The following is an 18,426-nucleotide window of genomic DNA, read 5'->3' as shown; positions in this document are numbered from 1 at the left end:
GAACGCACACGCCGGACCCACGGAGGCCGTGATGCCCAACGAGCCGTACGACAGCGAGTCCGCGCCCGACGTCCTCGGCCTGGACCTGGAGTCGCTGCGCACCGTCGACCACCCCGTGCTCGCCGCCCTGGTGAGCGACCTGCGGGAACGTATCGCCGCACCCGGCGGCGAAGCGCTGTGGGGGTTCGACAACGCGATGTGAGACCCCCGCGGCGCACGCCGGACCGGGGAACAGGACGAAGGTCGCGGGGTTACGGCCAAAACCCGGGCCGGGCGTTTGGGGTGGGCCGCCCGGCGGGAACAACCGCGGGGGCCGGCGGGGCGGCCTGAACGAGCGGGGAGGCGACGTGGCGCAGCAGCCGACCGGGACCGGGCTGCTGCCGGACGGCGGGGGCGGACACCGGGCACAACAGGCCCAGCCGATACGGCAGTTCATACTCAAGACGCACAGCCGGTGCAACCTCGCCTGCACCTACTGCTACCTCTACGCCGGCCCCGACCGCACCTGGCGCGACCGCCCGCGCCGCCCCGCCCCCGCCGTCACCGCCCGTACCGCCGAGCGCATCGCCGAGCACGTCGCCGCCCACCGGCTGCCCGAGGTCGCCGTCGTCCTGCACGGCGGCGAACCGCTGCTCGCCGGCGCCGCCGCCCTCGCCGCCGACGTGGACCTCATCCGGCGCACCGTGCCCGCCGAGGTGCACGCGAGCGTCCAGACCAACGCCACACTGCTCACCCGCGAGGCCGTCACCACCCTGCGCGACGCGCGTATACGCGTCGGCGTCAGCCTCGACGGCGGCCGGAGCGCCCACAACGCCGCCCGCGTCGACCACGCCGGCCGCCCCGGCTGGCCCGCCGCCGCCCGCGGCCTGCGACTGCTCGCCGCGCACGCGCCCGAGGCGTACGCGGGCGTGCTGTGCGTGGTGGACCTGCGCGCCGACCCCGTCGAGGTCTACGAGTCGCTGCTGGCCTTCGCGCCGCCCGCGATCGACCTGCTGCTGCCGCACGGCAACTGGACCGCCCCGCCGCCGGGCCTGCCCGCGCCGCCCGCCGACCCCGCCCCGTACGGCCGCTGGCTCACCACCGTCTTCGACCGCTGGTGGCAGGCTGGCCGGCGGCGCACCCGGGTGCGGCTGTTCGAGGAGTGCGTCGCGCTGCTGCTCGGGGTGCCCGCGGCCACCGAACGCCTCGGCCTGCAACCCTTCACCGCGGTCGTCGTCGAGACCGACGGCAGCGTCGAGCAGGTCGACTCGCTCAAATCCGCCTACGAAGGCGCCGCCGCCACCGGCATGGACGTCTTCCGGCACAGCTTCGACGATGTGCTCGCCCACCCGGGAGTCGCCGCCCGGCAGGCGGGCCGGGCCGCACTCGGCGCGGCCTGCCTGGCCTGCCCGCTGGTGACCGTGTGCGGAGGCGGCCACTACGCCCACCGCTACCTGGCCGGCGAAGGGTTCCGCAACCCTTCCGTCTACTGCGCCGACCTCGCGTACCTGATCCGCCACATCGGCGCCCGGCTCGCCGCGGCGGCCGGCGCCGGGCCCGGCGGCCACGCCCCCCGGGAGACTGTCCCGTGAACGTACCCGAACCCCTCCTGCGCTCCCTCGGCAGCACCGGCGGCGACGCCGGCGCGCTGGAGCTGCTCGTCGTCCAGCAGCGCCGCCGCCGCCGGCTCACCCTGCGCGCCCTGCTCGACGCCGTCGCCGAGGCGCCGCCCACCGCCGTACCGCCCGCCGCCGCGGCCCGGGTGCTGGCCGACTGGCGGCTGCTGACCGCCGCGGAACGCGCCGACCCCGCCGCCGCCCGCCGCGTCGTCGACTACCCCATGACCGGCGCCTGGGCCGAACGCGCCCTGCGCGCCCTGCTCGCCCCCGACCCCGCGCAGCCGCCCGCCGCCGCCCTGGCCCACCTCGGCGCGCTCGCCGCCTCCGCCGCCGCCCGCGCCGGGCTGCGCTTCACCGCGACCGTGCCCGTACGCGACGGGCGGCTCGTGCTGCCCACCCTCGGCAGCTGCCCCGCGGGACCCGGCCGGACGGAGGTCCACGTCAGCGGCGACGCCGGCCGGCTGTGGCTGTACGTGCCCGGCGCCGGGCACCCCGAGGCCCGACCCGCCGGCCCCGCCGCACCCGCCGGCCCCGCCGCACCCGCCGCTTTCGCCGACACCGCCGCCGGCCACGACACCCCGCACCCCGGCACCGGCCGCCCGCTGGAGGTGCGCCGCGGACCCGACGGCATATGGCGCTCGGCCGCCGCGGCGTGGCGGCCCATCAGGGCGCTGTGGGGCCGCGACGGCCGCCCGGTGCTCCTCGACGACACCGACCCGTACCGCGACGAGGAACGCAGCTCCAACCCGTACGGCATGTCCGCCGCCGGCCGGCTCGACCCCGGCCAGCACGCCCGCTGGCGCACCGCCTGGCAGGAGGCCCAGCCATGGCTGCGGCTCGGCGGCGGCGGGCGAGCCCTGGAGACCGACACGCTGCTGGACTGCCTGGTCCCGCTCGCCGGCTCGCCCACCGCGCACTCCAGCGCCACCCGCGGCGAGGCCTTCGGCGCCCTGCTCAGCAGCGTCCCGCGCAGCGGCCTTGAGCTGGCCGGCACCCTGGTGCACGAGCTCCAGCACACCAAGCTGCTCGCCCTCACCGCGCTGACCGTGCTGCACACCGCCGACGACGAGCCCCGCTACTGGGCCCCCTGGCGCCCCGACCCGCGGCCCTTCGACGGGCTCTTCCAGGGCGCGTACGCCCATCTGGCGCTCGCCGACTTCCACCAGCGCGTCGCCCTGAGCCCCGGCGCGCCGCCCGCCGTCCGGGACGCCGCGTGGGCCGACCACTGCCGCTGCCGGCAGCAGGTCGAGGCCGCGCTGCCGCAACTGCTGGGCTCCAGCCGGCTCACCGCGCAGGGCCGCACCCTGGCCGCGGCGATGTCCGTGCACCACATGCGGCTCAAGGAGCACGCCCCACCGGACGGCCATCTGGCACGGGCCACCGCCTACGTCGAGACCGCCCGCGTCATCTGGCGGCGGCAGAGCGTCTGAACAGGCACGCACCCCGCCGCGCGTACCGGGCAGGGGCGCACCCGCAACCGGCATGACGTGGCCTCAACCGGGGATCAATCAGTGTAGTTTCTGGCACAGGCCACCTGTTGGTCCGTCAGAACGGCCGGGGCCGCCGAGGACCGGCGCACGACACGAGGGAGACGGTCGAATGCCCGCAGGGCGCAGCACCGCGGCGGCACTCGCGCGCGGACCGGTGACGATCAGCTTCGCGGGCTACAACAGGGCCTGGGCCTCCTGGATCGGCAGCCGGCTGGAGAGGTACGGCGTGCAGGTGGTCCTCCAGCGCCTCGACATCACCCCCGAGAGCAGCATCGAGGACGCCTTCAACGACCTGCTGCTCGCCGAGGGCCGGGTGCTGATCGTGCTGTCCGAGTGGTATTTCCGGCTCGGCCCGCGCACCACCGAGGAGTGGAACGCGGCCCTGCGCCGCGTCGTGCCCCCCAACAGCGAGCGGTTCGCCGCGGTGTCGGTCACCCCCGCCGCGCTGCCCAGCGCCGTTGCCGCGCTCGGCGCCGCCGACCTGTGGGGCCTGGGCGCCGCCGAGGCCGAGCGCCGGCTGCTCGGCCGGCTCGGCATCACCCCCTCCCGCGGCTCCTCCGGCGACACCCTCGCCGGCCCCGGCGGCCCGCGCTTCCCGCTGGAGCAGCCCGACGTGTGGGGCGGCGTGCCGCGCCGCAACACCCGCTTCACCGGCCGCGAGGAACTGCTCGGCGAGATGCACTCCGCCTTCCAGCAGGCCCAGCCCGGCGCCGGCGTCGTCACCCTCTTCGGCCTGTCCGGCGTCGGCAAGACCCACATCGCGACCGAGTACGTCTACCGCTTCGGCACCGAATACGACGTCGTGTGGTGGGTACGGGCCGCCGAGCGCGGCACCCTGCGCGAAAAGCTCGCCGGCCTCGCCCCGGCGCTCGGCCTGGTCACCGGGCGCGAGTACGGCGAGCGGCTGCGCGCGGTACGTGACGCGCTGCGCCGCGGCGAGCCGTACCTGCGCTGGCTCGTGGTGCTGGACGGCGCCGACCAGCCCGACGACGTCCACGACCTGGTCCCGGTCGGCCCCGGGCACGTCCTGATCACCTCGCAGAACCGCGAATGGGGCGAGCACAACAGCGCCCTCATCGAGGTCCCCGTCTACGACCGCGTCGAGTCGGTGGCCTTCGTCCGCCGCCGCGCACCCCGCCTGGACGAGGCCGACGCCAACAAGCTCGCCGAGGCGCTGGGCGACCTCGCGCTCGCCCTGGACCAGAACGCGGGCGCGCTCAACGACTCCAACACCCCGATCGACGAGTACCTCGAACTGCTGCGGCACGGCGCCGACATCGAACCCGGCCTCAAGGTCGCCGCCGACTTCCAGATGACCTACTACACGGCCTTCTCGATACTGCTCAACCGGCTGCGCGAGGACAAGCCGGAGGCCGTCGACCTGCTGCGGCTGTGCGTGTTCTTCGCACCGGGACCCATCCCCGTACGGCTGCTGCGCGACCTGACGATCCGCGACCTGCCCGAGCAGCTCAGCGGGCTGCTCAGCGACCCGCTGCTGTGGACGTCGGCGATCAGCAAGCTCCAGCAGTGGTCCGTCATCCAGTCCGACCCGCAGGAGACCGCCGCCGAGGAGACCATCGGCACCAACGAGGTCCTGCAGATGCACCGGCTGGTCTACCAGGCCGTCCGCGCGGACATGCCCGAGGAGGACCAGAGCACGTACTCCCGGGTGGTCCGCAAGATCCTCGCCGTCGCCGACCCCGGCCGGCCCGCCGACACCCGGCTGTGGCCCCGCTACGCCGAGATCGTGCCGCACCTGGCCTCCTCCGGCGCGCTGGAGAGCACCAACCCGGAGATCCAGGTCATGGTGCTCAACTGCCTGCGCTACCTGTACCTGTCCGGCGAGTACCGCAGCGGCATGCAGATCGCCCAGATCGCCGCCGAGCACTGGCCGAACCTGCTGGAACCCGGCCACCAGCGGCTGTGGGACCTCATCCACCACCAGACCAACCTCATGCGCGCCACCGGCGACTACCGCACCACCGAGGCCATCGACCGCGCCGCCTACGAGCAGCTGCTCGCCACCCGCGGCGACCGCGACCTGCTGGTGATCCGCGCCGCCGGCAACCTCGCCGCCGACCTGCGCAGCCTCGGCAACTACGACGAGGCGCTGCGGCTGCTGGAGCTCGTCCGCGAGGGCTACTCCGAGCTCGTCGGCGCCCAGGACTCCCGCACCCTCAGCGCGCAGAACAACATCGCCCTGACCTACCGGCTGCTCGGCCGCTACGAGGAGGCGCTGCGGCTGGACCAGGACACCATGGAGGCCCGCCGCGAGCTGCTGCGCGACCGGCACAACTGGACGCTGTCGTCGGAGAACTCCTTCGCGCACGACCTGCGGCTGCTCGGCCGCTACGAGCAGGCCACCTCCGTGCAGGAGCGCAACTGCGAGGTCCACCGCACCGTCATGGGCGCCGACCACCCGCAGACGCTGCGCGCCGAGCACAACCTCGCGCTGTGCTACTACCGCGGCGGCGACCGGCCCCGCGCGGCCGAGCTGCTGGCCCGGCTGATGGAGCGGTGCGAGCGCGTGCTCGGCGACCTCGACCCGCTCACCCTGCGGGTCGCCGCGACCTTCTCCAGCTTCGAACGCGAGCACGGCAACCTCGACCGCGCCCGCGAGCTCGGCGAGTTCGCGCTGAGCGAGTACCGCACCCAGCTCGGCGAGCGCCACCCCTACACCGCGGGCGTCCTCGGCAACCACGGCCTCATCCTGCGGGCCGCCGGTGAACGCCAGCAGTCCCAGATGGAGATCGAGACCTCGCTGGTCACCATGACCGGCGCACTCGGCGAGCGGCACCCCTGGACGCTGGGCTGCGCCCTGAACGCCACCGGCGCCCGCAACTTCGCCGGCGACCCGGAGAGCGCGGCCGAACTGAGCCGCGTGACCGCCGAGCGCGCCACCGACGTCCTCGGCAAGACCCACCCGCTGACCCTGTCCTGCCGGGTCGCCCTGGCCACCGACCTGCGCAACCTGCGCCGCCGCCCGGAGGCCGACAAGATCGAGGAAGAGGCCCTGGCCGCCCTGTCGGCCACCCTCGGCCCCCAGCACCCCCACACCGTCGCGGCCCGCTCCCGGACCCGGCCGTACTGGGACTTCGAACCCTTCAGCTCCTGACCACCGGCACGACGACCCGCACGACCCGACGGCACAGCGCGAACGAGGGGGAGACGCACGCATGGCGATAGTCCGAGGTCCCGCCGGACCCTCCGGCGGGGCACCGCTCTACATCCAGGTCGACGGCCCGGGCGCGGGCGCCGCCGGCGTCCACGATGCCGCCGGCGTCTACGACGGCGAGGCGACCCGCGCCCGCCCCGCCGAGCGGGTCATGGAGACCGCGCGGGACGTCTACGGCGACGGCCTCGCGCTCGCCCGCCGGCTCGCCGAGCAGGCCGCGGGCAGCTTCGCGCACATCCCGCAGGCGCTGCGGCCCGCCGAGGTCGAGGTGCAGCTGGCCATCAAGCTCGACGCGTCGCTCGGCGCGGTGCTCGTGCAGACCGGCGCGGAGGCCCAGCTCCAGGTGACCTTCCGCTGGACGCCGGGCGGCGAGGCGCCGTGACCGGCGGGGAGGAGAGCTTAGGCGCCGCGGGCGGCGGCGGGGGGAGTACGGCTGCCGCGGGCGGTATCGCGATCCTGCCGTACAGCCGGGTCGTCGGGCAGCACGACCTCAAGCTCGCGCTGGAGCTGAACTTCGTCTCGCCGTCGATCGGCGGCGTCCTGATCACCGGCGCGCCCGGCACCGCGAAGTCCACCGTCGTACGGGCCTTCTCGCTGATGACGCAAGGGCGGCTGCCCGTCACCCTCACCATCGACGCCACCGACGACCGGGTGCTCGGCGGCTGGGAGCTGGGCGACCTGCTGGAGGGCCGCACCCGGCGCAAGCGCGGCCTGCTGGAGACCGCGGACGACGACGGGCTGCTCTACGTCGACGAGGTCAACCTGCTCAACGACCACGTCGTCAACATCATCCTGGACGTCGCGTCCACCGGCGTGCTGTCCGTCCAGCGCGAGGGTATCGACACCGTCCGCAAGGTCCGCTTCGGCCTGGTCGGCACGATGAACCCCGAGGAGGGCCTGCTGCGCCCGCAACTCCTGGACCGCTTCGGCCTGATGGCGGTCGCCACCGCCCTGGACGAGGCCGAGCGGCGCGCCATGCTGCACGCGGTGCTGCGCTTCGACGAGGAGCTGGCCCGCCCCGGCGCCGCCCCGAGCGGTGCGCCCGGGCGGGACGAGGACGAGGCGACCCGCGCCCGGCTGCTGGCCGCGCGCGCCGCCCTCTTCGACGTCGACGTCCCCGAGGCGGCCGTGGACCGGGCCGTCGCCACCGCCACCGCCCTGCGCGCGGTCGGCCACCGCGGCGAGGTCGTGATGATCCAGGCCGCCCGCGCCCGCGCCGCCCTCCTCGGCGACCCGGCGGTCCGCCCCGCCCACCTGCGGGCCGTCGCCCGCTTCGCCCTACGGCACCGCAAACCCGAATCGGCGCAGGGCGGTGCGGCGGAGTGGTCGGCGGAGGACGAGGCGATCCTGGACGACCTGCTCTCATGACGCCCGGGACGGAAGCTGCGGCGGGAGCCGGACTCGCCCGGCTGCTGCGGGCGTTCGCGTGCGCCGCGCTCGAACCGGGGCTCGGCGGGGTGCTGCTCTTCGACGTGCCAGACGAGCAGGTCGCGGGCGTCGCCGAGCTGTTCGCCGCCGTCTTCGGGCAGCGCGAGCCGCGTGTCGTGCTCGGCGCCGGGGTCCGCGAGGACGACCTGTGGACGCGCATGCGGCTCGACGCGGGCGAGGACGGCATCACCGTACGGACCCGGCGCGGCGCCCTCGTCGAGGACGACCCCGGCGCGCCCCCGGCCACCGTGGTCGTACCGGACCTGGCGCGGCTCGGGCTGCCGGGGCTGCGGGCGGCGGTCACCCTCGTCGGGGCGGACGTCGCCGCGGTCCAACGGCACGGCGTCGGGGTGGTGTGGCGCCCCCGCGCCCGCTGGCTCGCCTTCTGCCACGAGGCCGACGCCGGCCGCGTCTCGCCCCACCTGCTCGACCGCTTCCCGCTACGGCTGTCGCTGCCGGACCTGCGGCTGCCCGGGGGACCGGGGTGGCCTTACGGGCTGGGGGCCCGCGCCGCCGCGGAGGCTGCTGAGGGGCCCGGGGCCCGCGGGTCCGGGGGAGTCCTCGGCGGGAGCGGCGGGCCCGCCGCCGTGTGGCACGCCAGTGCCGAGCGGGTCGCGTCGGAGCGGGCCGCGGGCGCCGGGGGCGCGCTGGTCGGGGAGGACGCCGTACGGCAGCTGGTGGCGCTGGCGCCGGAGGGCGGCGGTGGCGAGCGGCGGGTCATCGCGCTGGGCCGGATCGCGCGGGCGCTGGCCCGGCTGGACGGGGCGGCCGTGGTCGGGGCCGGGCACGTCACGGCCGCCGCCCGGCTCATCGGCCTGCCCGAGCCCGTGCCGCCGCCCGCCGCCGCGCCCGACGACGCCGGTGCGCCGGTACGGGACGGGGCGCCGCCGCCCGCCGCCGGGCAGCTGCCGCGCGCCGCGCCCGGCACGGGGGCCGGGTCCGCCGCGACCCGGCTGGCCCACCCCGCGGGCCCCGCCGAGGGCCTGGAGCCGCTGCCGCCGCCGGCCCGCGGCGAGCAGGGCGGCGGGTCGCCGTACCCGGAGGACGACGCGGAACCGCTGCGCGACCACGCCCCGTTGCGCGGCGCCTGGCGGCGTACCGCCCACAGCGAGCGCGGGCCCGTCGTCGGGGTGCGCCGGGCCACCGACCTGCGCGACCTCGCGCTCGTCCCCACCGTCGTGGCCGCCGCGACCAAGCAGCGGCTGCGCGGCCGGCTCACCCTCGAACCGGAGGACCTGCGCAGCCACGTCCGGGCCGCCGAGCCCGACCGGATGCTGATCCTGCTGCTGGACCACACCTGCCGGCGCGGCCGGGACTGGCAGCCCGCCCTCGCGCCCTACCTGCGCTGGGCCTACACCGGGCGGGCCGCCGCGGCCGTCATCGAGGTCGGCGCCGCCGACGCGGCCGACGAGCTGCGCGCCGAGGGCTTCCTCGCCCGCAACGTGCTGGAGCCGTGGCTCACCGCCGCGCTGCACCGCCGCCCCGGCCGGGCCAGCCCGCTCGCCCACGGGCTGCTGCTGGCCGGGCAGTTCGTCCGGCGGGCCTTCCAGCAGCGCCCCACCGCCCTGACCGAGGCGTGGTTCGTCGCGGTGACCGACGGGCGCGGCAACGTCCCCCTGCACGCGAGCCTCACCGGCCGCCTCGACGGCCCCGTCGGGCGGCGCGGCGTCGAGGACGCGCTGGAGGCCGCAGCGCAGTTGCACGCGCTGAACCGGATGCGCCTGCACGCCGTGGTCGTCGACGCCGGCGCGCCGCCCTACCCGGACCTGCCCTTCGCGCTCGCCGACGCGCTCGGCGGTGTCACGGTCGGCGGCCTGTCCGCCGAGGAGCCGCACCCGGAGGTGACCGGTGCCGGGTGAGAACCGCGCCCGCCGGTCCGCGGCCGGCTGGCTCAGCGGCGCCGTCCTCGGCGGCCGGGTCGCGCAGCCCCGGGCCCCGCGCCCGGTGCCGCTCCCGGCGCCGGGCCCCGCGGCGCCCCCGGACGGCGCCGAGCCCGCCGCCGACACCGCCGCGCTCGGCGCCGCCCCGGCCGACCCGCAGCGGCGGCTGCCGTACGGCATGGCGAAGCTGCTGGTCCAGCCGGCCCGGGACCGCGACGGCAACCGCGCGTACCTGCTGACCGGCGCCGCGGGCGACGGCACCCGGCTGCCGGACGCCCCGGCCCAACTCCCGCCGACCGGTATCGCCCTGTCCCGGCTGCGCCGCGACGGCGGCACCGACGACGCGGGACCGGGCTTCCCGAGCGAGTTCTACCGCGCCGTCGTGTCCTGGTCGCGCCGCCAGCGGCCCCTGGTGGGCTGGCTGTCCGACCTGCGCGCCCGGCACGGCGAGGAGCTGCACGTCGTCGTGTGGGACGACACGGATTTCGAGATCCCCTGGGAACTCCTCACCCTGACCCCGCCCGACGACACCTGCGACGTCCCGGAGCCGGTCCGGCACCAAGCCCCGGGCGAGGACCCGCCCTGGGAGGGCGACCGCGACCCGGGCCGGGCCCGGCGCTGGGACCCGGGCGAGGGCTTGCACCGCGGCCCGCACCGCAACGGCGACCGCGATCCGGAGCAGGGCCGGCACGGCGACCCCGGCCCCGACCCGGGCCGGCACCGGGGCCCGGACCCTGACCCCACCCCCGGCCAGGACTCCACCGGGCCGGCGTACGGTCCGCTCGGTGCGCTGGTGGCCGTCGCGCGCTGGACGTCGACCTGCGAGGAAGCCGCGCCGCTGCTGGACGGCCCCGCGCGCTGCTCCGGCGGCGTGCTCGGCTACTTCGACGAGGAGATGCGCTCCGACACTGCCGGCTTCGCCGACTTCGCGCACGAGCCGCACGAGGACCCGGACGCCTTCCTCGCCGCCCTCACCCGCGGCGCCCGTGCCGACCGGCCGCTCGGCCTGGTCTACATGGGCTGCCACGGCACCCACGGCAAGGGCCTGGAGCATCTCAAGGCTGGCGTGCTCACCTGGTACGAGCTCGACGAGCACCGTATGCACGCCCTGTCCGCCCGCGCCACCGCCGTCGTGCTGAACGTCTGCCACTCCGGGCGGATGGTCCGCAACCACGTCGGCGGCGAGGACGCGCTGCGCGGCTTCACCGAGATGTTCCTGCGGCACGGCGCCACCGCCTGTATCGCCACCCACGGCGAGGTCGGCGACACCGTGGCGCGCACCCTCCTGACGTACCTCGTCGACCACACCCGGCGCACCCCCGAGCGCCCGCTGGCCCTGATGCTGCGTGACTTCCGCGCCCGCGCCGCCGCCGCTCTGCCCCGGCCGCTGCCCCGCACCCGGGCCCGCGACCACAGCATCGACTACGAGGGCCAGCGCCGGGTCCTGTCGGTGCTCTACCAGTTCATGTACGTCTACTACGGCCATCCACGTACCACCCTGCGGCTGGCCCCGCGCGCCCCGGACACCGCCGCGTGACCGGCCTCCCGGACCCGGGCCCGCCGCAGCGGGACGGCGCACCGGCCGTGCTGCGGATCGAGCCGGTCGTGAGCCGGCTCCGTACCGCGCACTGCGGCCACGCCTACCTCGTCGTCGTCGACCTGCGCGGCGCCGGCGACGGCAGCCCGTGGCCGTACGAGGAGGAGGAGTTCACCTTCGGCATCGCCCTCGACGGGCAACCGGGGCTGGTCTGCGAGGCGCTGGGCCACCCCAGCGTCGTGCTGCACCGCTTCGGCGACACCTACGGTCCGGCCCGCTTCCTGGTCACCGCGGTCGCACCCGGCCCCGCGCAACTGCGGCTGACGGTGTCCAACGGGTGGGGCGTGCCGGTGCGCACCGCGCTGCTGCATGTGGACGTGCGGCCGGGCGGGCCGGACGACGGCCCGGAGGCGGGGCCGCAGTCGCCGGTACGGGTGCCGCTGCCGGGCCCGCGGCAGCCCGAGCCCGCGCCCGGAGCCGAGCCGCTATCCGCACCCGAGCCGGCTCCGGAGCCGCCGGCTCCCGACCCCCTCCCCGGCCATCTCACCCTCAGCTTCACCGGCCACAACCGCGCCTGGGCGTCCTGGATCGCGGCCGTCCTGGAGCGGCACGGCGTCACGGTGGTGCTCCAGCGCTGGGACGTCGCCGCCGGCACCCGGGTCGCGGACGGCCTGCGCGACCTGCTGCTGGCACCCGGCCGGGTGCTGCTCCTGCTCGGCGAGTGGTATTTCCGGCTGGGCGCCCGGCCGGTGGCGGAGTGGGACGACGCCCTCGCCGAGGTGGTCGCCCCGCACCCGGACCGCTTCCGGGCCGTCGCCCTCACCCCGGGTGACCTGCCGGCCGCGGCGGCGGCCCTTCACCCCACCGCGCTGTGGGGTGTGGGCGCCGCCGAGGCGGAACGCCGGCTGCTGGACCTCGCCGGCATCGACCCGGCACCCGACGCCGCGAGCCCTGATCCGCGCGGCCCGCGCTTCCCGCTGGAGCAGCCCGCCGTGTGGGGCGGTGTCCCGCGCCGCAACACCCGCTTCACCGGCCGCGAGGAACTGCTCGGCGAACTCCACACGCTCTTCGAGCAGGCGCAGCCCGGCGCCGGCGTCGTCACCCTGCTCGGCCTGTCGGGCGTCGGCAAGACGCATATCGCGACCGAGTACGTCTACCGCTTCGGCACCGAATACGACGCGGTGTGGTGGGTCCGGGCGGGGCAGCGCGGCATCCTGCGGGAGAACCTGGCCGGTCTCGCCCCGGCGCTGGGCCTGGTGACCGGGCGCGAGTACGGCGAGCGGCTGCGCGCGGTACGGGACGCGCTGCGCCGCGGCGAGCCGTACCTGCGCTGGCTCGTCGTGCTGGACGGCGCCGACCAGCCCGACGACGTCCACGACCTGGTGCCGGTCGGGCCCGGGCATGTCCTGATCACCTCGCAGAACCGGGAATGGGGCGAGCACAACAGCGCCCTCGTCGAGGTCCCCGTCTACAGCCGTGCCGAGTCGGTGGCCTTCGTCCGCCGCCGCGCCCCCCGCCTGGACGAGGCCGACGCGAACAAGCTCGCCGAAGCGCTGGGCGACCTCGCGCTCGCCCTGGACCAGAACGCGGGCGCCCTGAACGACTCCACGACGCCGGTCGACGAGTACATCGAGCAGTTGCGGCAGGGCGCCGACGTCGAACCGGGCCTGAAGGTCGCCGCCGACTTCCAGATGACCTACTACACCGCTTTCGCGATCCTGCTCGACCGGCTGTGCGAGGACCGCCCCGAGGCCGTCGACCTGCTGCGGCTGTGCGTGTACTTCGCGCCGGGCCCCATCCCGACGCGGCTGCTGCGCGTGCCGCCCGGCCGCGACCTGCCGCCCGCGACGGCCGCGCTGCTGGGCGACCCGCAGGTGTGGGACGGCGCGGTCGGCAAGCTCCAGCAGTGGTCCGTCATCCACACCGACCCGCGGGAGACCGCCGCCGGGGAGACCGCCGCGGGGGAGGGCGGCGGCGCCGACGAGGTGCTCCAGATGCACCCGCTGGTCCACCAGGCCGTACGCGCCGCCATGCCGTCCGAGGAGCAGGACGCGTACGCCCGGGTCGTCCGCCGGGTCCTCGCCGCCGCCGATCCCGGCCGCCCGGACGACGCGCGCACCTGGCCCGCGTACGCCGAGATCGTGCCGCACCTGGCCGCGTGCGGCGCCCCGGAGAGCACCGAGCCGGAGACCCAGGTCCTGGTCCTCGACTGCCTGCGCTACCTGTCGCTGTGCGGCGAGTACGGAGTGGGCCTGCACCTGTCCCGGCAGGCGCTCGCGGCCTGGGGCGACCGGCCGGCCCGCGACGGGTCCCGGGCCGCGCCGGCCGGCGACCACCCCAGGATCTGGGACCTGGTCCACCACCACGGCAACCTGCTGCGGGCCACCGGCGACTACGCCGCCACCGAGGTGTCCGACCGCGCCGCCTGGTCCCGGCTGCGCGCCGAACGCGGCGCCGACCACCCCGACACGCTGCGCGCCGCCGCAGGGCTCGCCGCCGACCTGCGCGGACTCGGCCGCTACGCCGAGGCGGGGCAGCTGTCCGAGCACATCGCCCGCGCCACCCGGGACGCCCAGGGCCCCGACGACCCGCTCACCCTCATCGCGTACAACAACCACGCCGTCAGCCTGCGGCTGCTCGGCCGCTACGCCGACGCCCTCGACCTGGACGAGGCCACGCTCGACGCCCGCCGCGTCCTGCACGGCCCCGAGCACCGCTGGACGCTGCTGTCCGAGGTCGCGTGCGCGGAGGACCTGCGGCTGCTCGGCCGGCACGCCGCGGCCCTGGAGCGGCTGGGCGACACCCGCGACCGGCACCGCGCCGTCCTCGGCGCCGACCACCCGCGCACCCTGCGGGCCGGCCAGAACCTCGCCCTGAGCCTCGCCGCCTGCGGGACGACCGGGTCGGCCGGCGAACTGCTGGCCGCGCTGCTGGAGCGGGCCGAGCGGGTGCTGGACCCGGCCCACCCGTACACCGTCATCGGCCGCGCCCTCTACGCCTGCCATGAGCGCCGGCACGGCGACCTCGACCTCGCCAGGAGCCTCGGCGAGCGGGTGCTGGGCCAGTACCGCTCCCAACTGGGCGACGCCCACCCCTTCACCGCCGGCGCCCTCGCCAACCACGCGCTGGTGCTGCGCGCGGCCGGCGAGCACGGGGCCGCAGGCGAGGCGGCGGCCCGGGCGCTGGGCGCGATGGCCGACGCGGTCGGCCCCGGCCACCCCTGGGCGCGCGGCTGCGCCCTCGTCGCGGAGGGCGGCAGCTGGGACTTCGAGCCGCTCACCACCTGAGACGGCGGGCGCCCCGCGCAAACGGCGGGTGGCCCGCACCGGAGAACCGGTGCGGGCCACCCGCCGTTCGGGCCCGGAGCCGCGCGGGCTCGCGGGGTGGGAGGGCTCAGATCTCGAAGACCTCGCGGATCAGCTCCTCCTGCTGGGCCTGGTGGCGCTTGGCGGAGCCGACCGCGGGGGAGGAGGAGGACGGGCGGGACACCCGGCGGAGCCGGTCGGCGTTGTCGGGGGCCGCGCCGAGGAGCAGGTCGAGGTGGTCGATCAGGTTGAGCGCGATGAAGGGCCACGCGCCCTGGTTGGCCGGCTCGTCCTGCGCCCATACGAACTTCTGCGCCTTGGTGTAGGGCGCGATCGCCGCCTGGATCTCCACGCCGGGCAGCGGGTAGAGCCGCTCGATGCGGATGAAGGCGATGTCGTCCGCGCCGCGCGCCGCGCGCTCGGCGACCAGGTCGTAGTAGATCTTGCCGGAGCAGAAGACGACCTTGCGGACCGCCTCGGCCTCGACCGAGTGGTCGCCGATGACCGGCTGGAAGGTGCCGCTGGTGAAGTCCTCCGCCTTGGACGCCGCCGCCTTCAGCCGCAGCATCGACTTCGGGGTGAAGACGATGAGCGGCTTGTGGTGCGGGTTGTGCACCTGCCAGCGCAGCAGGTGGAAGTACTGCGCCGGGGTGGTCGGCACCGCGACCGTCATGTTGTTCTGGGCGCACAGCTGGAGGAAGCGCTCGATACGGGCCGAGGAGTGGTCCGGGCCCTGGCCCTCGTAGCCGTGCGGCAGCAGCAGCGTGACGCCCGAGGTCTGGCCCCACTTCTGCTCCGCCGAGGAGATGAACTCGTCGACGATGGTGGCCGCGCCGTTGACGAAGTCGCCGAACTGCGCCTCCCACATCACCAGCGCGTCCGGGCGGGCCAGCGAGTAGCCGTACTCGAAGCCCATCGCCGCGTACTCGCTCAGCAGCGAGTCGTAGACGTTGTAGCGGGCCTGGTCCTCCGACAGGTACAGCAGCGGGGTGTAGTCCTCGCCGGTCTCCCGGTCGATGATCACCGCGTGCCGCTGGCCGAAGGTGCCGCGGCGGGAGTCCTGGCCGGCCAGCCGGACCGGGGTGCCCTCCAGCAGCAGCGAGCCGATCGCCAGCGTCTCGCCCATGCCCCAGTCGATCGTGCCGTCCTCGACCATCGCCGCGCGGCGCTGGAGCTGCGGCAGCAGCCGCGGGTGGACGGTGACGTGCTCGGGGATGTTGACCTGCGAGGCGGCGATCCGCTTGACGACCTCGGAGGAGACCGCGGTCGGCACCGACACCGGGAACTGCGGGCGGGTGTCGGTCCCGGCCGGCGCGGCCGGCGTCGCCGTGGCCTCGCGTACCTCGGTGAAGACCTTCTCCAGCTGGCCCTGGTAGTCCTGGAGCGCCTGCTCGGCCTCTTCCAGGGTGATGTCGCCGCGGCCGATCAGCGACTCGGTGTAGAGCTTGCGCACCGAGCGCTTCTTGTCGATCAGGTCGTACATCAGCGGCTGGGTGAAGGCCGGGTTGTCCGACTCGTTGTGCCCGCGGCGGCGGTAGCAGATCAGGTCGATCACGACGTCCTTGTTGAACGCCTGCCGGTATTCGAAGGCCAGCCGCGCCACGCGGACCACGGCCTCCGGGTCGTCGCCGTTGACGTGGAAGATCGGCGCCTCGATCATCCGGGCCACGTCGGTGGCGTACATCGACGAGCGCGCGGACTCCGGGGCGGCGGTGAAGCCGACCTGGTTGTTGATCACCACGTGGATGGTGCCGCCGGTGCGGTAGCCGCGCAGCTGCGACATGTTGAGCGTCTCGGCGACCACGCCCTGGCCGGCGAACGCCGCGTCGCCGTGCAGCGCGATCGGCAGCACGGTGAAGTCGGTGCCGGCCTTGTTGATGATGTCCTGCTTGGCCCGCGCGATGCCCTCCAGCACCGGGTCGACCGCCTCCAGGTGCGAGGGGTTCGCCGCGAGCGAGACCTTGATCTGCTCGCCGTCCAGGCCGGTGAAGGTGCCGTCGGCGCCCAGGTGGTACTTCACGTCGCCGGAGCCGTGCATCGACTTCGGGTCGAGGTTGCCCTCGAACTCGCGGAAGATCTGCGCGTACGACTTGCCGACGATGTTGGCCAGCACGTTGAGCCGGCCACGGTGGGCCATGCCGATGACGGCCTCGTCCAGCCGCGACTCGGCGGCGGCGTCGATGACCGCGTCCAGCAGCGGGATGACCGACTCGCCGCCCTCCAGCGAGAAGCGCTTCTGGCCGACGTACTTGGTCTGCAGGAACGTCTCGAACGCCTCGGCGGCGTTGAGCCGGCGCAGGATGCGCAGCTGCTCCTCGCGCTCGGGCTTGGCGTGCGGGCGCTCGATGCGGTCCTGGATCCACTTGCGCTGCTTGGGATCCTGGATGTGCATGAACTCGATGCCGACGGTGCGGCAGTACGAGTCGCGCAGCACACCGAGGATGTCGCGCAGCTTCATCAGCGACTTGCCGGCGAACCCGCCGACCGCGAACTCCCGCTCCAGGTCCCACAGGGTGAGGCCGTGCTCCAGGATGTCCAGGTCGGGGTGCTTGCGCTGGCGGTACTCCAGCGGGTCGGTGTCGGCCATGACGTGGCCGCGGACCCGGTAGGAGTGGATGAGCTCGAAGACCCGCGCGGCCTTGGTGACGTCGTCGTCGTGGCCGGTGTCGATGTCGGTGCGCCAGCGGACCGGCTCGTACGGGATGCGCAGCGAGGCGAAGACGTCGTCGAAGAAGTCGTTCTCGCCGAGCAGCAGCTGGCTCATGATCCGCAGGAACTCGCCGGAGGCGGCGCCCTGGATCACCCGGTGGTCGTAGGTGCTGGTCAGCGTCATGACCTTGGAGATGCCCAGCTTGTTCAGGGTGTCCTGCGAGGTGCCCTGGAACTCGGCCGGGTAGTCCATGGAGCCGACGCCGAGGATCATGCTCTGGCCGGGCATCAGCCGCGGCACCGAGTGCACGGTCCCGAGGCCCCCGGGGTTGGTCAGCGAGGCCGTGACGCCCTGGAAGTCGTCCATGGTGAGCTTGCCGGCGCGGGCGCGGCGGACGATGTCCTCGTACGCCTGCCAGAACTCGAAGAAGTTCAGCGTCTCGGCCTTCTTGATGGCCGCGACGACCAGCTGGCGCTCGCCGTTGGACTTCACCAGGTCGATGGCCAGGCCCAGGTTGACGTGGTCGGGCTTGACCAGGGTGGGCTTGCCGTCCTTGACCTGGAAGGAGTAGTTCATCGACGGCATCGTCTTGAGCGCCTGCACCATGGCGTAGCCGATCAGGTGCGTGAAGGAGATCTTCCCGCCCCGGGCGCGCTTGAGGTGGTTGTTGATGACGATGCGGTTGTCGAACAGCAGCTTCACCGGGATGGCCCGCACCGAGGTGGCGGTGGGCAGCTCCAGGGACGCGCTCATGTTCTTCGCCACGGCGGCGGCCGGGCCGCGCAGCGTGACGAACTCGGTCTCCGGCTCGGCGGCGGGGGCGGCGGGCGTGGTGGCCGCGGGCCGGGCCTGCGCCGCCTTGGCCGGCGCGGGCGCGGGCGCGGCGGGCTGTGCGGGGGCGGCCGGCGCGGGAGCGGCGGCGGGCTGTGCGGCCGGGGCGGGCTGCGCCGGGGCGGCGGGCTGCGGGGCCGCGGGCTGGGCCGGCGCGGCGGGGGCGGCCGGCGGCACGGGGACGGCGGCGGCCGGGGCGGCCACGGACTGGCCGGCGACCACGGGCGCGGAGTTCGCGCGGGCCGCGGCGCCGGAGGCCCCGCCCTGGCCCGCGGGGGCCGCCGGGGCGGCGGAGCCGTCCGGCTTGTAGTCGGCGAAGAAGTCCCACCAGGCTCGGTCTACCGAGTTCGGGTCCTGGAGGTACTGCTGGTAGATCTCATCGACAAGCCACTCGTTGGGGCCGAAGCCCGCTGCGGGGCCCTCGCCCTGCGCGTCGTGGTCGGTCGTGACACTAGAGCTATTGGGGGACTGTGGCGACACGGCGGTAACCGCCCTCTTCCGCTTCACAAGATGGTGGACAGCGGAAATAAAG

Annotated in this window: 10 protein-coding genes; 9 read left to right on the top strand and 1 reads right to left on the bottom strand. The window is 75.4% G+C overall.

Features of this window, described 5'->3' with window-relative positions:
• The first annotated feature begins 31 nt into the window (after positions 1-31).
• From fxsA to fxsT (HCN08_RS31125), 9 genes are all read left to right on the top strand, one after another.
• Entirely contained in the window at positions 32-202 is a 171-nt protein-coding gene (gene fxsA / locus HCN08_RS31165; protein WP_167986661.1) for an FxSxx-COOH cyclophane-containing RiPP peptide, read from the top strand.
• Positions 203-377: 175 nt separating this feature from the next.
• The gene (locus tag HCN08_RS31160) at positions 378-1,571 is read left to right on the top strand and encodes an FxsB family cyclophane-forming radical SAM/SPASM peptide maturase (protein ID WP_407648914.1); all 1,194 of its coding nucleotides are present in this window, start codon (positions 378-380) and stop codon (positions 1,569-1,571) included.
• The gene (locus HCN08_RS31155; RefSeq protein WP_167986660.1) at positions 1,568-3,028 is read left to right on the top strand and encodes an aKG-HExxH-type peptide beta-hydroxylase; all 1,461 of its coding nucleotides are present in this window, start codon (positions 1,568-1,570) and stop codon (positions 3,026-3,028) included. The genes HCN08_RS31160 and HCN08_RS31155 overlap by 4 nt, the downstream gene beginning before the upstream one ends.
• Before the next feature lie 169 nt (positions 3,029-3,197).
• The gene (fxsT, locus tag HCN08_RS31150) at positions 3,198-6,203 is read left to right on the top strand and encodes an FxSxx-COOH system tetratricopeptide repeat protein (RefSeq protein WP_167986659.1); all 3,006 of its coding nucleotides are present in this window, start codon (positions 3,198-3,200) and stop codon (positions 6,201-6,203) included.
• 61 nt (positions 6,204-6,264) lie between these two features.
• A complete protein-coding gene (locus HCN08_RS31145) occupies positions 6,265-6,645 on the top strand; it encodes a CU044_2847 family protein (protein WP_206319458.1) in 381 nt (126 codons plus the stop codon).
• The gene (locus HCN08_RS31140) at positions 6,642-7,631 is read left to right on the top strand and encodes an AAA family ATPase (protein ID WP_322974794.1); all 990 of its coding nucleotides are present in this window, start codon (positions 6,642-6,644) and stop codon (positions 7,629-7,631) included. Before HCN08_RS31145 ends, HCN08_RS31140 begins: the two co-directional genes overlap by 4 nt.
• Complete coding sequence (locus HCN08_RS31135; RefSeq protein ID WP_167986658.1) at positions 7,628-9,550, top strand: magnesium chelatase; 1,923 nt, start codon at positions 7,628-7,630, stop codon at positions 9,548-9,550. Before HCN08_RS31140 ends, HCN08_RS31135 begins: the two co-directional genes overlap by 4 nt.
• On the top strand, positions 9,540-11,108 hold the full coding sequence (locus tag HCN08_RS36785) for a CHAT domain-containing protein (protein ID WP_167986657.1): 1,569 nt from the start codon (positions 9,540-9,542) through the stop codon (positions 11,106-11,108). The genes HCN08_RS31135 and HCN08_RS36785 overlap by 11 nt, the downstream gene beginning before the upstream one ends.
• Positions 11,105-14,395 (top strand): FxSxx-COOH system tetratricopeptide repeat protein, encoded by a 3,291-nt coding sequence (fxsT, locus tag HCN08_RS31125; RefSeq protein WP_167986656.1) that lies wholly within the window; start codon positions 11,105-11,107, stop codon positions 14,393-14,395. Before HCN08_RS36785 ends, fxsT (HCN08_RS31125) begins: the two co-directional genes overlap by 4 nt.
• A gap of 106 nt (positions 14,396-14,501) precedes the next feature.
• On the opposite strand, the gene HCN08_RS31120 is transcribed toward fxsT (HCN08_RS31125), so the two are convergent.
• The gene (locus tag HCN08_RS31120) at positions 14,502-18,374 is read right to left on the bottom strand and encodes a multifunctional oxoglutarate decarboxylase/oxoglutarate dehydrogenase thiamine pyrophosphate-binding subunit/dihydrolipoyllysine-residue succinyltransferase subunit (protein WP_167986655.1); all 3,873 of its coding nucleotides are present in this window, start codon (positions 18,372-18,374) and stop codon (positions 14,502-14,504) included.
• Positions 18,375-18,426 lie beyond the last annotated feature (52 nt).

It is taken from the genome of Actinacidiphila epipremni (assembly GCF_012034175.1).
GTDB classification, from domain to species: domain Bacteria; phylum Actinomycetota; class Actinomycetes; order Streptomycetales; family Streptomycetaceae; genus Actinacidiphila; species Actinacidiphila epipremni.
The sequence above is the reverse complement of the archived record's forward strand: the minus strand, read 5'-3'. Positions and strand labels throughout refer to the sequence as shown.